Source organism: Arthrobacter sp. UC242_113, from assembly GCF_044054585.1.
In the GTDB taxonomy this organism is placed as follows: Bacteria; Actinomycetota; Actinomycetes; order Actinomycetales; family Micrococcaceae; genus Arthrobacter.
Map to the genome: position 1 here is coordinate 2,372,632 of NZ_CP171968.1, position 13,211 is coordinate 2,385,842.

Consider the following 13,211-nt stretch of genomic DNA (forward strand, 5'->3'; position numbering starts at 1 on the left):
GGATATGGACCCCCTCGTCATCCTTGCGTTGCTCCTGATCTGCCTGCCGCTCGCGTACCTGGCGTGGTCCTTGCTCTCAGTTGACCGGAGAGGGCTGGCGAAGGCCCGCGCCCTCCTGTCCCGCGGCCTCCTCCGGGCTGAGGTGGAGAAGAAGCCCGAGAACGGCCTAATCGGGAAGATCGGCTACGGTCTTACCCCGACCGCCTACGTGCACAAACTCGACCGGCTACTTTCCCTCGCTGGCCGGCCGGCGTCCATGCCGCTCGAACGTGTGCTGGCCGCCAAGCCCGCGTTGGGCCTGGTCGGAGGCATGGTCGGGCTGTGGCTGAGCTCCATCGGAACGACACCGATTATCAAGTTGGTTGGCGTCTTCATCCTGTTCCTGGGGTACTTCATCCCCGACCTGATGCTATACAGCAAAGGCCAGGAACGGCAGAAGGCCATGCAACTGGAGCTGGCCAATACCTTGGACCAGATGCTGATTGCGGTGGAGGCGGGTCTCGGCTTCGAGGGGGCAATGGCCCGTGCCGGCGAGAACGGGAAGGGGCCTCTGGCAGAGGAACTGGTCCGTACCCTCCAGGACATGCAGGTGGGCCGGAGCCGCCGCGAGTCTTACCTCTCGCTGGCCGAACGCACTAATATCCCTGAACTACGGAGCTTCGTGCAGGCAGTGGTGCAGGCGGACACGTACGGCATTGCTATCAGCCGCGTGCTCCGGGTGCAGGCCAAGGTCATGCGGGTGAAGCGCCGCCAGCGTGCCGAGGAGAAGGCGATGAAGCTGCCGGTGATGATCCTGTTCCCGCTGTTGTTCTTCATCTTCCCGGTCCTCTTCATTGCCATCCTCGGCCCGGCCGTCATCAACACCATCGAGACCTTCGCCAACCAGTAAGGTTGTTGGTTCCGCAGGTTTACCCCCACCACAAGGTACCCGCAGGGTTTCCACAGGATCCAAGCTCAATCAGGGTTTTCCCAACCTCAGAAAGTAGCCTTAAGTCATGTCCATTCCAGGTTCCGGAGCAGCCGAGAGCAGCGCCAACGGCGTCTGCTTGCCGGCGTCTGGCATCCCTGGTGGCATGGCTCACAACGAATCGGAGAGTGCCGCTTTGCCCGTCCTGGACCTAGACGTACTTCATGAGCTTGAAGAAGACATGGGCAACACCGGCGTGGCGCACAACTTCGCCAGGGACTACATAAAAATTTGGGACAAGCGCCGGACCTACCTGGAAGCGTCTGTCGCACACGACGACGCAGACGCCACCATGGACGCCGTCCTCAGCCTGAAGAACTCGGCCATGATGGTGGGCGCCTCACGGCTGGCCCAGCTGGCGGTAAATCTGGAACGCCTCGTCAAAAGCGGAGACCTGCCCGCTGTCCGCCGGTTGCTCCCATTTGTGGCGCTTACCGGCGACCAGACCGTGTGCGGCCTCAAGCAGGGGTACCTCCCGCCGGAGGCCTAGGAGCCTAGGTAAGCCGCCCCCCTACTCCGCCCGCTTCGGCGCCAGCCGGTAGCCCACGCCGCGCACTGTGACCAGCCATCGCGGATCCTGCGGGTCCTCCCGGAGTTTGCGGCGCAGGTTGCCGATGTGGACCTCGACGGCCCGCTCGTCGGCCTCGCTGATGTAAGTGTCCTCGCCGTAGTACTCGCCCCGCACCACGCGCACCAGATCGGCCCGGGTGCGCACCGCGCCCGTTCCCTTCAGCAGCTCGTGCAGCAGGTCGAATTCGCTGCGGGTTAGCCCCAAGGGCGTGCCGCGCAGCGCGACGGTCCGGGTTTCGGTGTCGAGTGCCAGCCCGTTATGCTGCAGCACGGCACCTCGGCGCGAACCGGCGGGAGCGGCGGAACCAACCGGCCCGGACTCCGCAGAAGAGGGAGCATCATCGCCGGAAGAAACCCGGGGCCTGCGCAGCATCGCTGTTATCCGGGCCCGCAGTTCCCGCGGCCGGAAGGGCTTGACGATGTAGTCGTCCGCGCCGCCCTGAAGTGCCGTGATGGTGTCAAGCTCCTCATCCCGGCCGGTCAGCATCACAATATAGGCGTCACTGAACTGCCGGATGCGCCGAAGGACTTCAAAGCCGTCAATGTCCGGGAGACCGACGTCGAGAGTTATCACATTTGCCTGGCGCTGCCTGGCAACATCAACCCCGTCACGGCCGGTCCCTGCCGAGTGCACCTCAAAACCAGCCTGCTGCAAAACCGCGTCAAGGAGATTCCGCACGTCGACATCATCCTCGATGACCACGGCAACACCAAGATCACCCACTACTACCTCTATCCAGGCAAAACCACCGCACAGCCCAGCGCAATGCGGTAAGCGTTACCAGATTACCTACGCTACAACGTAGAAGGGCCCAAAGAGCGAAAATTACCCATATCTTTTGAACGTACGCCGGACACCGGCGCCGCCCCCTCCAAATACCGAAGAATAGGTGTGCATAATGGGCATCATGTCTTCGTATAAACACGAGCGGTCTCCGAATATGGAAGAGCAGGCCAGTACCGGGCGCAGCCGCATTGGGTGAGCACGTGCTGGTCCGCGACACGGACCGCGTTTTCCGCCGTCTGCAGCCCCGCGTCCAGGTGGCGCTCTGCCAGCTCCCGGTAACAGTCATCCTCGCCGTGCTGGCAATTGCCGCGTCGGCAGTGTGGCCTACGTTGATCGAGAGCCCAGTATTTATTGCCGCCATCGTCATGATGGTGACGACTTTTCTCGCCTGCTTTCTGGTTCCCTGGGAACGGCTACCGCCCAACGCCTACTTGGTTATTCCGATTCTCGACATGGTGATCATCGGGCTCGCCCGCAACGGCGCGGTTCCCGCCGTGGCCGGACTGGGAGTACTGGCGATATTCCCGGTGATCTGGCTTTCCAGCTCCGACAACTTCCCGCGCACCACTATATTCCTGAGCTTTTTCGGCACCCTCCTCATCGGCATTCCCACGCTGGTGCAAAAGTTTCCCAAGATTTCACCTTCGGACATTGCCACTGCAATTCTGCTGCCTCTCATGATGCTGGCCGTGTCGCTAGCCATCAGGTTTGCCAGCGCCAACGTCCGCCTGCAGCGCCAGAGGCTGGAGAAGAAGGACGCCGAACTCCGCGAACTTCTCGTGGAAAGCAGGAACCGCGAACGGCTGCTCAAAACCATCCTGGATACCACCGACGTCGGGATTGTGGCCGTGGATGCGGACGGCCAGAAGGTTCTGGTCAACAACCAGCAGCAAAGCTTCCGGCAGGCGGCGGCCCCCGCCGGCACGGAGCAGCCGCTGGAGGCCCAGCAGCTCATGTTCGGGCAGGACCGGATAACTCCGCTTCCATTGGACAAGCGCCCGATCCGCCGTGCCGTTGCCGGGGAGACCTTCGCCGATTACCTGGTGTGGCTGGGCGAGGGACCATCGCAAAAGGCCGTCTCCACTGCTGCCCGGATTATCAAGAACGACGACGGCGGGTTCAGCGGGGCCGTCGTCGTCTACACAGACGTCACGGGCCTGGTGGAAGCGCTCTCCGCCAAGGAAGAGCTGATCTCCAACGTCTCCCACGAGTTCCGCAGTCCCCTGATGTCAGTGCTCGGGAACGTGGACCTGGTGCTGGATGAGGCCGACGCCCTGAGCCCCGATTCCGTACGGCGGCTGGAAGTGGTCCAGCGCAATGCTGAGCGCCTTCTCTCCCTCGTCTCCGAGCTTCTGGTATCAGCGTCGGCCGTTCTGGCCGTGCACCCCCGACGGACCGATCTGGCGGGCCTCATCGAGAACAGCATCGGCTCGGTCCAGGCGCAGGCAGACGCCAGCAACGTTTCCCTCACCACCGACGTGCCGGCGCCGCTGTGGGCGCATGCCGACCCGCTCCGCATCAGCCAGGCGCTGGACAACTTGGTGTCCAACGCCGTCAAATACTCTCCCGACGGCGGCAAAGTCACCGTGAGTGCCCGGCGTAGCGAATCATGGGTGCAGCTGAAGGTCCAGGACACGGGCATGGGCATCAGCGAAGAAGAAACCGCGCGCATCTTCACGCGGTTCTTCCGCACCCAGGCGGCGCGCCAGGCTGCCATTCCCGGGGTGGGGCTGGGCCTGTCCATCACCAAGACCATTGTGGAGCGGCACGGCGGGAACATCTCCTGCCAGAGCAAACCCGGTGCTGGCACCACCTTCACCCTTACCTTGCCGACCGAGGGAGTCTCGGAGTCCTGACGCGGTTTTAGGTCAGATCCGGTTATCCACATAGCCCCGGGGCAGCGTCGTTTTTGTCATAGGCCGATGGCATGCTGTGGGTATGGATAACGAGGCAGTTGCGGAGACGTTGGAGGCCATCGGTGCTTCTGCGCTTGCGCTGGCTGCTGAGCTCCGTCGGGTGGCTGATCCGGGTCCGGCCGGCGCGGATTCGCTGGAGGATGAGGCGGATCCGCTGGGAGATCAGCCGGGTTCGCTGCCGGTTGAGGCGGATCCGCTGGGGGATCAGGCGGAGGCGTGCCTGGACGGTCTGGCTGGGGTGGCCAGGATGGAGGCGCGGCTGGGGGCCGTGAAGGTGAACTTGGCCGCCGGTTACGCGGAGGCGGAGGAGGCCATGACTCCGCCTGGCGCGTCCGTGCAGGACCGGACCGTCCGGCGGATGTCCATGACTGCGGAGGTCGCTGGCGCACTGACCGTGAGTGAGGGTGCGGCGGAGCGGTTGCTGGTCGAATCCGCCAAACTCACCAAGGATCTGCCGTTAGCGCTGGGCGCGCTGGGTTCAGGAAAACTGTCCTGGCAGCACGTGCGCATCATGTGCGAGGAAACGGACGGGCTGTCGCCGGAAGCGGCCGCGGCGTTTGAGGCGCACTTTCTCGACCCGGACGCTCCGAACCCGGCGCGGGGTTGCCCGGCCGGGGAGCTGACCCCGGCGAGGTTCCGGGCCAAGGCACGGTATTGGCGGGAACGGCACCATCCGGTCAGCATCGAAACCCGGCACACCAAGAGTGCGAAGGACCGGCGGCTGGAGTACGCCCCGGACCGCGACGGCATGGCCTGGTTCTCGGCGTACCTGCCGGCGGACCAGGCCGCCGGGATCTGGAACCGCACCACCACCGCCGCCCGCGCCATGCAGGGCCCGACCGAATCCCGGACCCTGACCCAGCTCCGCGTCGATGCCTTCGCCACGTGGCTGCTCACCGCAGGCCACCCGGTTGACGGCGCGGTTGACGGCCCGCCCCCAGATGTCCTGCCCGCAGACTCTACGCCGGCCCGTGAGATGCCGGCCAGTGAGACGCCAGCCGGTGATGCACTGGCCGGTGATGCGCTGGCCGGTGGTGTGCCGTCCCCCACGGCGCAGGTCCTGGTCACCGTTCCGGTGTTCTCGCTGCTCGGCCTGTCCGATGAGCCGGCCACACTCGACGGGTACGGGCCGATCCCGCCGTCCATGGCCCGCCGGCTCGTCGCCGACGGCGCAACATCATTCCACCGCGTCCTCACCGACCCCCGCGACGGTGCGCCCCTGGAGATCGGACGCACCAGCTACCGGCTAACAAAACCAATGCGCCAATGGCTGCGGCTCCGCGACGCCAAGTGCACGTTCCCCAACTGCAACAACCACTCCCTGGACAACGACGCCGACCACATCCTCGCCTGGGCCGACGGCGGCGGCACCGGCGTCGCCAACCTCGGCCAACCCTGCCCCAAGCACCACAGACTGAAACACGCCACAGCGTGGAAACCCGTCGGAGCCACCCGCGACACCCCACCAGGCTGGATCTCACCCAAGGGACGGTCCTACCCGGCCGAACACCAGGACTGGGAACCACCCGAATGGCCAGAACAAATCCAGGCCATGCTCAGTAGTCTTGACGGAGCCGGACGCGAACAGCCCGGCAAGCCGGGCCTGCCCGACCATCCATCCGATCAAGACTGGCCCACGCCCGCGGACTGGCTCGAGCCCCCGGGCTGGCCCGAACCGGCCGGCTGGCCCGAACCGGCCGGCTGGCTCGAACCGATGGACCAGCCGGACGGGCCAGAGGAGTTCGAAGGGTTCAACGATGACTACGGTCTGGCCGGTTTCGAAGGTCGCGAATGCCCGGAAGCTGTTGACGTCCCGGACGGCGTCGACGGCCCCGACGCCCTTGACGCCCTTGACGCCGTCGACGGCACGGAATCACCGCTGCCAATTGATCCCTGGCCCTGCTGGGCATCAGTCACAGCCGCGTAGGAAGCGCGCGTCTGTAGGAAGACGTGTCCTCGTCCCACGCGCTTAATCCAACGGCAGGGTCACGGTCACGCGGGTTCCCGTGGCGGGACTCGACTCGATCGCCATCCTGCCTCTCGCAGAACCCACGGCGAGGCTCATCAGCCTCAGCCCCATGCCCGAGTGCCTTCCGTGGGTGGCGGCCTCAACGTCGAAGCCGCCGCCGTCGTCGGTAACGCGGAGCTGGACCGCATGGTTGTCCCCGGAACGGCAGACACAGCAGAGCCGCACGGTCACGGAGGACGCGTCAGCATATTTATGGATGTTGCTCAGGAGCTCCTGCGCCGCCCGGTACAGCAGCGTGGCAGACTTCCTGTCCACTTCCATTCCATGGTGGGGCGCCTCGAGGTGCACGGTGATCCCGCGTTCGCGCAACGGGAGGGCCAAACGGTCAATCGCCCCCGCGACACCAAGCGCATAGAAATCGACCGGATGCGTATCGGTAAGAACGCCACGGACTGCGACGACGTCGTCGCTTGTTAGTGATTTCATGTCTTAAGGGTGCGCCCGGTGCCTTGTTATTTTCTTGTAACCTTGACGGCGTGTCCCCCGTTTGCAGGGGCGCATTCTGAGCGTCTCGGAAGGCCACGGAGCGGCAGCGTCCTGACCTGCGGCTACACCGACGACGCCGGCGGCTATGCCAGAGTGTAGCCGGCCCCCCGAACAGTCTTCAGCCAGCGGGGCTGCCTCGCGTCGTCCCCCAGCTTGCGGCGCAGGTTGCCGACGTGGGTTTCGACAATACGGCCAGGATCCCGCGCAGCGGCATTGCCCCCGCCCATCGTGCCTGCTTCCCGCTTCGCAAGACCTAAAAGCCCGACGAGTTCCGCCTTGCTGACCACGCCGCTCCCCCGCTGCAGCAGGATGTACAGGAGGTCGAACTCGGTACGGGTCAGCTGCAAAGCACGGCCGCCAAGCGTTGCCGCCCGCGTTGCCCAGTTGATCTCCAGCCCGTTGTGCTCGAAGGCCTGGGCGGTTGGGTGGCCCTGGGCGGTTGGAAGGCCCTGCGCTGCTGCAAGGCCCTTCGCTGCTGGAACGCCCGGCGCTACTGCACCCTGGGCTACTTCAAGGCCGCGGGCCGGAGCCGGTGCAGGCATGGCCTTCGCCTTGGCCGCGGCCCGCAGCCGTGGTGAAGTCAGCGGCGCTTGCCGCGGCGTGACGATCGGTGGGACCGTCAGCTGCCGCGGCCGGCGCAGCATGCCGTCCACACGGGCCCGCAGCTCCCGCGGCCGGATGGGTTTGACCATGTAATCGTCAGCCCCGGCATCGAAGGCCTTCAAGGTCGCCCCAAGGCCGCTTCGCGCGGTGATGATCAGGATGTAGGTGTGGCTGAATTCGCGGATGCGCCGCAGCACCTCATAGCCGTTGATGTCCGGGAGCACCAGATCCAGCGTGACGGTGTCCGGCTGCTTGGCGCGCACCAGCGCAAGCCCGGCTTCGCCGGTGGCAGCGCAGTGCACCACGAAACCGGCCTCCCCGAGCGTGGTCCGCAAAAGGGACCGGACTTCCTCGTCCCGATTGATAACGACGACGACGCGACGATCATTCATCCCTTACCCCCTGTAAGGACCGCATGATTTAAGACTGCGTCTCAGCCTACTAGCCGCGGGCCGAAAACCGGGGCAGGGTACTACTGGCGCACCGCCCGTGTGAGCTCTGCCCGGGCAAGCAGTTCGCCGTCGGAGGGGTAGGCCACTTCCTCGAACACCAGGGGGTGCGGTGCGGCCAGGACGGAACGGGCGTCGCGCTTCCTTGCCAGCAGCCGCTCGTGCAGCCACTCCGGACGTTCCTGCCCCTCCCCCACGTACAGGGCGGACCCCACCAGGGCACGGACCATGTTGTGGCAGAAGGCGTCAGCCTGGACGGTGACCACGATGACGCCGTCCTGCCCCCGTGCAAACTCGAAGCGCTGCAGTTCCCGGACGGTGGTGGAACCTTCCCGCGGCTTGCAGAAGGACAGGAAGTTGTGAAGGCCCAGCAGCTGCGCGGAGCCTTCGTTCAGCAGGTCCACGTCCAGCGGCGTCTTGTGCCAGAGCGTGTCGAACCGGCTGAGCGGATCCCACTTCTCCGGGCCGTCCGCGATGCGGTAGCTGTAGCGGCGCCACAGGGCGGAGAACCGGGCGTCGAACCCTTCAGGGGCGACGGCAGCCTGGTGCACCATGATGGCGCCGGTCTGGTCCCCCAGCCCACGGCTGAGCGTGCCCCGCAGGCGGCGCAGGAGGGCGACGGCGGGATCGACGGCCGCACCGCGGTTCAGTCCCAGCCACTCGGCTTCGCTGAGGTCGAGGTGCACCACCTGGCCGCGGGCGTGCACGCCGGCATCGGTTCGCCCGGCCACTGTGACGCGTATGGGGCGGCGGAGCAGCAGCTCCAGCGCCTCTTCCAGAACTCCCTGAACGGTACGCAGTCCCGGCTGCACTGCCCACCCGCTGAACGGGCCGCCGTCGTACGCCAGATCTAGCCGGATACGCAAAAACCCGCCGCCCCCCAAAACGGGGGCAGCGGGTTCCTGGTGGGTCATAGACTCAAGTCTATGCGAAGGATTTAGCGAATTACTTCGCGTCCTTGGCCTCGTCGGCAGCAGCCTCGTCAGCAGCAGCTTCCTCGGCCGGAGCCTCTTCAGCAGCAGCCTCTTCAGCCGGAGCTTCCTCAGCGGCCGGAGCCTCTTCGGTTGCAGCTTCGGTCTCAACGACCTCTGCCTCGGGAGCTTCCTCAGCGGCCGGAGCAGCAGCGGCAGCAGCCTGGGTGGCCTCGGCTACAACAGCCTGCTTGGCGGAAACCGGCTCGAGAACCAGTTCGATGACAGCCATGGGAGCGTTGTCGCCCTTGCGGTTGCCGATCTTGGTGATGCGGGTGTAGCCGCCGTCGCGGTTCTCCACAGCCTGCGCGATGTCGGTGAACAGCTCGTGGACGACGCCCTTGTTGCTGATCAGGCCGAGAACGCGGCGGCGGGAAGCGAGGTCGCCGCGCTTGGCGAAGGTGACCAGGCGCTCTGCGTACGGCTTAAGGCGCTTGGCCTTGGTAACCGTGGTGGTGATCCGCTTGTGCTCGAACAGTGCTGCTGCCAGGTTCGCGAGCATGAGACGCTCGTGAGCCGGGCCGCCTCCGAGGCGCGGACCCTTAGTGGGGGTAGGCATAATTGTTTCTCCTCATATGGAAGCCGGGAGGCTGCGCACTACGCGGTGCGGCCAGCCCCTCGGCCAAGATCTGCTTGTTAGAGCTCGTCGTCGCTGAACGCGGCGTCGTCCTCTTCGATGGCTGCGGCGCGGGCTGCCAGGTCGAAACCGGGAGGGGAGTCCTTCAGGGACAGACCCAGTTCAACCAGCTTTGCCTTGACCTCATCGATGGACTTCGCACCAAAGTTACGGATGTCCATCAGGTCAGCCTCGGAGCGGGCAACGAGTTCACCCACGGTGTGGATGCCCTCACGCTTGAGGCAGTTGTAGGAACGGACGGTGAGGTCCAGATCCTCGATCGGCAGAGCCATGTCTGCTGCCAGGGCAGCATCCGTCGGCGACGGGCCAATCTCGATACCCTCAGCTGCGGTGTTCAGCTCGCGGGCCAGACCGAACAATTCCACCAGGGTGGTGCCAGCGGAAGCAACGGCATCGCGCGGGGCGATGGCCTGCTTGGTCTCGACGTCGACAATGAGCTTGTCGAAGTCGGTGCGCTGCTCAACACGGGTGGCTTCCACGCGGAAAGTAACCTTCAGCACCGGCGAGTAGATGGAGTCAACCGGGATACGGCCGATCTCTGCGTCGCCGGACTTGTTCTGAGCTGCCGAAACGTAGCCGCGGCCGCGCTCGATGGTCAGTTCGAGTTCGAACTTGCCCTTCGAGTTCAGCGTGGCAATGTGCAGATCCGGGTTGTGGAACTCGACGCCGGCCGGCGGAGCGATGTCCGCGGCGGTGACGACTCCGGGGCCCTGCTTGCGCAGGTAAGCAACAACCGGCTCGTCGTGCTCGGAGGACACGGACAGGTTCTTGATGTTGAGGATGATCTCGGTGACATCTTCCTTGACACCCGGAACCGTCGTGAACTCGTGCAGCACGCCATCGATCCGGAGGCTGGTTACAGCGGCACCGGGAATGGAGGAGAGCAGGGTACGGCGGAGGGAGTTTCCGAGGGTGTAACCGAAGCCCGGCTCCAGCGGTTCAATGATGAACCGGGAGCGGTTTTCGGAGACGACCTCTTCGGAGAGGGTGGGGCGCTGTGCAATGAGCACTTAGGTTTCCTTTCGGCGAGCATCCGCTATATGACGCAACACAGGTGGTGGAAAATCGGTCTGAGGACTTAACGCGGCGGGCTTGCCCGGACCCGAAACGGGTCCGGGCAAGCTCCGGCTACGGAAAATACTTAGACGCGGCGGCGCTTCGGCGGACGGCAGCCGTTGTGCGCGGCGGGGGTGACGTCCTGGATGGAGCCAACCTCGAGGCCGGCAGCCTGCAGCGAACGGATGGCGGTTTCGCGTCCGGAACCCGGTCCCTTGACGAACACGTCAACCTTCTTCAGGCCGTGCTCCTGTGCACGCTTGGCGGCGGCTTCGGCAGCCATCTGCGCAGCGAACGGGGTGGACTTACGCGAGCCCTTGAATCCAACTTCACCGGCGGAAGCCCAGGAAATCACAGCACCGGACGGGTCCGTGATGGACACGATGGTGTTGTTGAACGTGCTCTTGATGTGCGCCTGGCCAAGCGCGATATTCTTCTTGTCCTTCTTACGCGGCTTGCGAACCGCGCCACGAGTCTTCGGGGGCATTTCTTCTCCTACAGAAAGTTATTTGGGGGAAGGCCTTGCTGATCCCACATTTGCCGTCAGGCAAGTGCGGTTTAGCGGGCCTTCTTCTTGCCGGCGACGGTACGCTTCGGGCCCTTGCGGGTACGAGCGTTGGTCTTCGTACGCTGACCGCGTACGGGCAGGCCCTTGCGGTGACGCAGGCCTTCGTAGCTGCCGATTTCAACCTTGCGGCGGATATCTGCTGCTACTTCGCGGCGAAGGTCACCCTCAACCTTGTAGTTGCCTTCAATGTAGTCACGCAGCTCTACCAGCTGCGCATCCGTCAGGTCCTTGACCCGAACGTCAGCGCTGATGCCGGTGGCAGCCAGGGTTTCGTGTGCACGGGTCTTGCCCACGCCGTAGATGTAAGTAAGCGCAATTTCCAGCCGCTTTTCGCGGGGAATGTCTACGCCAGCGAGACGAGCCATAGTGGCGTACTCCTTGAATAAACCGGAGGTCGTAGGCAGTACACCCGCACTTTCAGTGCGGCCCCAGCCTCCGACCGGGGGTTAGCTGTCCGGGCCCATATGTCCCAGTTCAGCTTGTGCTGCCTTTATTTACTTGCGTGGGTTAGCAACCCAGGGATTCCCTGACGGGAATTAGCCCTGGCGCTGCTTGTGGCGCGGGTTCTCGCAGATCACCATGACCCGGCCGTTACGGCGGATCACTTTGCACTTTTCGCAGATCTGCTTGACGCTCGGCTTGACCTTCATGGCGTTCCTTTGCGTGATAGCAGTTGGGCCGATGGAGCGGCCTTAGGCAATTGCCTTGGCCGCCCAACGTTTACTTGTAGCGGTAGACGATACGACCACGTGTCAGGTCATAAGGGCTCAGCTCCACCACTACGCGGTCCTCAGGAAGAATCCTGATGTAGTGCTGGCGCATCTTTCCAGAGATGTGTGCGAGAACGACGTGCTTGTTGGTGAGCTCAACACGAAACATCGCGTTGGGCAGCGCCTCAGTCACTACGCCCTCGATCTCAATGACCCCGTCCTTCTTGGCCATATCCTCCGCTAACTGTTGTTTGCCACAGACCTCCGGCTGGCGCCGGGCATGACTGCGGACGTTTTTGATTTGATTGACCGTCGCCCTCCGGCCGCAAATGGGCGTGGCAGGGCAGACAACCAACATGCAACTCTACGGCATTAGGCCCGGAAAGTTAAATCCAGCCATGTTAGCGCAGATTGCCCGGGTATGCACCAAATTCACCTGCAGGAGTTGTTACCGCCCGGGCGCTGCTGATCCCGTCCAGGATGGCCAAACGTACGACGTCGGCTGCCGCACTCTGCAGGGTGATGAGGCTTATCTGCCGGGCAACTTCCGTACTCCTGTCCAGCTCCTGGCCCCCGGTGGCGAGGCAGAACACGGTGTCCCCGTCAGCCAGTGTGTGGCTCGGATTCAGCGCCCGAGCCAGCCCCGCGTGGGCAGCCGAGGCGGTCCGCTTGCACTCGGCCACATCCAGCACCGCATTCGTGGCGACGACGACCAGCGTGGTGTTGAGCGCTGGGCCGGTCCCCGTCCCAGCGGCCGAAACCCGCTGCTCCGGCGTGCCAGGCTCACCGGAAGCTTCTGGAACCAGCGGAAGGCCCAGGGCGTTCACTACTGCCAGCGCCCCGACCACCACGCCGTTCTCAAGGGTGACCGACGCCGTGCCGACTCCCCCTTTGTATTTGCCCCGTCCTATGACGGCTCCGGTGCCGGCACCCGCGTTGCCGCGTTCGACGTCGTGCCTTTCCATTTGTGCGCCGGCTGCCACAGCCGCCGCGTAACCCATGGCCTCATCCGGGCGGGCGCTGAAGTCGCCGCCGCGGCCGAGGTCGAAGATGGCGGCAGCCGGAACGATGGGCACCACGCCTCCCGTCACGGCGAAGCCCCGGCCCTGCTCCTCGCACCATCGCTGGACCCCGTGCGCGGTCACCAGTCCGTAGGCGCTCCCGCCGGTGAGCACCACGGCGTCCACGGTGCCCACCAGGGTGGTGGGGTCCAGCGCATCGGTCTCATGGGTGCCGGGTCCTCCCCCGCGGACGTCCACCGAACCCACTGTCCCCGCAGGCGGCAGCACCACGGTCACCCCGGTCAGCCACCCGCCGTCGGACTTCTGCTGGTGCCCCACACGTACGCCCGGCACGTCGGTTATCTTTACCTGCGCAGCGGCTGCTTTGCCGGCTCCGTCACTCGGTCCCATGGGTCCCATTCTGCCCCGGGAGCTGACACGGCGACGCAGATAATTGCCCG

The 13,211-nt window shown here is 64.8% G+C and carries 15 protein-coding genes; 4 read left to right on the forward strand and 11 right to left on the reverse strand.

Going from position 1 to position 13,211, the window contains the following annotated elements; all coding sequences use genetic code 11:
* The first annotated feature begins 4 nt into the window (after positions 1 to 4).
* Both ACHMXB_RS10715 and ACHMXB_RS10720 read left to right on the forward strand, forming a co-directional pair.
* The gene (locus ACHMXB_RS10715; protein WP_395398345.1) at positions 5 to 889 is read left to right on the forward strand and encodes a type II secretion system F family protein; all 885 of its coding nucleotides are present in this window, start codon (positions 5 to 7) and stop codon (positions 887 to 889) included.
* A gap of 106 nt (positions 890 to 995) precedes the next feature.
* Entirely contained in the window at positions 996 to 1,457 is a 462-nt protein-coding gene (locus ACHMXB_RS10720; RefSeq protein WP_395398346.1) for an Hpt domain-containing protein, read from the forward strand.
* Positions 1,458 to 1,478: 21 nt separating this feature from the next.
* Here the strand turns inward: ACHMXB_RS10720 and ACHMXB_RS10725 are convergent, their stop codons facing one another.
* Positions 1,479 to 2,261 carry a response regulator transcription factor gene (locus ACHMXB_RS10725; protein ID WP_395398347.1) on the reverse strand — a complete coding sequence of 261 codons (783 nt, stop codon included), beginning with the start codon at positions 2,259 to 2,261 and terminating at the stop codon, positions 1,479 to 1,481.
* Between the two features lie 251 nt (positions 2,262 to 2,512).
* On the opposite strand from ACHMXB_RS10725, the gene ACHMXB_RS10730 reads away from it, so the two are divergent.
* The gene (locus ACHMXB_RS10730; protein WP_395398348.1) at positions 2,513 to 4,180 is read left to right on the forward strand and encodes an ATP-binding protein; all 1,668 of its coding nucleotides are present in this window, start codon (positions 2,513 to 2,515) and stop codon (positions 4,178 to 4,180) included.
* 82 nt (positions 4,181 to 4,262) lie between these two features.
* Positions 4,263 to 6,167, forward strand: a complete 1,905-nt coding sequence (locus ACHMXB_RS10735) for a DUF222 domain-containing protein (RefSeq protein ID WP_395398349.1) — start codon at positions 4,263 to 4,265, stop codon at positions 6,165 to 6,167.
* A gap of 42 nt (positions 6,168 to 6,209) precedes the next feature.
* Here the strand turns inward: ACHMXB_RS10735 and ACHMXB_RS10740 are convergent, their stop codons facing one another.
* The 10 genes from ACHMXB_RS10740 to ACHMXB_RS10785 form a co-directional block, all read right to left on the reverse strand.
* Positions 6,210 to 6,695 carry a sensor histidine kinase gene (locus tag ACHMXB_RS10740; protein WP_395398350.1) on the reverse strand — a complete coding sequence of 162 codons (486 nt, stop codon included), beginning with the start codon at positions 6,693 to 6,695 and terminating at the stop codon, positions 6,210 to 6,212.
* Positions 6,696 to 6,838: 143 nt separating this feature from the next.
* Positions 6,839 to 7,750, reverse strand: a complete 912-nt coding sequence (locus tag ACHMXB_RS10745) for a response regulator transcription factor (RefSeq protein WP_395398351.1) — start codon at positions 7,748 to 7,750, stop codon at positions 6,839 to 6,841.
* Positions 7,751 to 7,830: 80 nt separating this feature from the next.
* Positions 7,831 to 8,721, reverse strand: coding sequence for a tRNA pseudouridine(38-40) synthase TruA (gene truA / locus ACHMXB_RS10750; RefSeq protein WP_395398352.1), 891 nt, complete (start codon positions 8,719 to 8,721; stop codon positions 7,831 to 7,833).
* Positions 8,722 to 8,752: 31 nt separating this feature from the next.
* The gene (gene rplQ, locus ACHMXB_RS10755) at positions 8,753 to 9,337 is read right to left on the reverse strand and encodes a 50S ribosomal protein L17 (protein WP_395398353.1); all 585 of its coding nucleotides are present in this window, start codon (positions 9,335 to 9,337) and stop codon (positions 8,753 to 8,755) included.
* Between the two features lie 77 nt (positions 9,338 to 9,414).
* Positions 9,415 to 10,425: a DNA-directed RNA polymerase subunit alpha gene (locus ACHMXB_RS10760; protein ID WP_190608220.1), complete on the reverse strand. Its 1,011-nt coding sequence runs from the start codon at positions 10,423 to 10,425 to the stop codon at positions 9,415 to 9,417.
* Positions 10,426 to 10,556: 131 nt separating this feature from the next.
* Positions 10,557 to 10,958 carry a 30S ribosomal protein S11 gene (rpsK, locus tag ACHMXB_RS10765; protein ID WP_102973678.1) on the reverse strand — a complete coding sequence of 134 codons (402 nt, stop codon included), beginning with the start codon at positions 10,956 to 10,958 and terminating at the stop codon, positions 10,557 to 10,559.
* A gap of 71 nt (positions 10,959 to 11,029) precedes the next feature.
* Entirely contained in the window at positions 11,030 to 11,404 is a 375-nt protein-coding gene (gene rpsM / locus ACHMXB_RS10770; RefSeq protein ID WP_003803743.1) for a 30S ribosomal protein S13, read from the reverse strand.
* A gap of 171 nt (positions 11,405 to 11,575) precedes the next feature.
* Positions 11,576 to 11,689 (reverse strand): 50S ribosomal protein L36, encoded by a 114-nt coding sequence (gene rpmJ, locus ACHMXB_RS10775; RefSeq protein WP_009358722.1) that lies wholly within the window; start codon positions 11,687 to 11,689, stop codon positions 11,576 to 11,578.
* Positions 11,690 to 11,759: 70 nt separating this feature from the next.
* Complete coding sequence (infA, locus tag ACHMXB_RS10780; RefSeq protein WP_011775571.1) at positions 11,760 to 11,981, reverse strand: translation initiation factor IF-1; 222 nt, start codon at positions 11,979 to 11,981, stop codon at positions 11,760 to 11,762.
* A gap of 169 nt (positions 11,982 to 12,150) precedes the next feature.
* On the reverse strand, positions 12,151 to 13,161 hold the full coding sequence (locus ACHMXB_RS10785; RefSeq protein ID WP_395398354.1) for a P1 family peptidase: 1,011 nt from the start codon (positions 13,159 to 13,161) through the stop codon (positions 12,151 to 12,153).
* Positions 13,162 to 13,211 lie beyond the last annotated feature (50 nt).

Excerpts from the sequence above, each read along its gene's own strand:
- ACHMXB_RS10745 (WP_395398351.1), bottom strand. The coding sequence starts at position 7,750 with ATGAATGATCGTCGCGTCGTCGTCGTTATCAATCGGGACGAGGAAGTC.
- rpsK (WP_102973678.1), bottom strand. The coding sequence starts at position 10,958 with ATGCCCCCGAAGACTCGTGGCGCGGTTCGCAAGCCGCGTAAGAAGGAC.
- rpmJ (WP_009358722.1), bottom strand. The coding sequence starts at position 11,689 with ATGAAGGTCAAGCCGAGCGTCAAGCAGATCTGCGAAAAGTGCAAAGTG.
- ACHMXB_RS10785 (WP_395398354.1), bottom strand. The coding sequence starts at position 13,161 with ATGGGACCGAGTGACGGAGCCGGCAAAGCAGCCGCTGCGCAGGTAAAG.
- ACHMXB_RS10715 (WP_395398345.1), top strand. The coding sequence starts at position 5 with ATGGACCCCCTCGTCATCCTTGCGTTGCTCCTGATCTGCCTGCCGCTC.
- ACHMXB_RS10720 (WP_395398346.1), top strand. The coding sequence starts at position 996 with ATGTCCATTCCAGGTTCCGGAGCAGCCGAGAGCAGCGCCAACGGCGTC.
- ACHMXB_RS10740 (WP_395398350.1), bottom strand. The coding sequence starts at position 6,695 with ATGAAATCACTAACAAGCGACGACGTCGTCGCAGTCCGTGGCGTTCTT.
- rpsM (WP_003803743.1), bottom strand. The coding sequence starts at position 11,404 with ATGGCTCGTCTCGCTGGCGTAGACATTCCCCGCGAAAAGCGGCTGGAA.
- infA (WP_011775571.1), bottom strand. The coding sequence starts at position 11,981 with ATGGCCAAGAAGGACGGGGTCATTGAGATCGAGGGCGTAGTGACTGAG.
- ACHMXB_RS10735 (WP_395398349.1), top strand. The coding sequence starts at position 4,263 with ATGGATAACGAGGCAGTTGCGGAGACGTTGGAGGCCATCGGTGCTTCT.
- rplQ (WP_395398353.1), bottom strand. The coding sequence starts at position 9,337 with ATGCCTACCCCCACTAAGGGTCCGCGCCTCGGAGGCGGCCCGGCTCAC.
- truA (WP_395398352.1), bottom strand. The coding sequence starts at position 8,721 with ATGACCCACCAGGAACCCGCTGCCCCCGTTTTGGGGGGCGGCGGGTTT.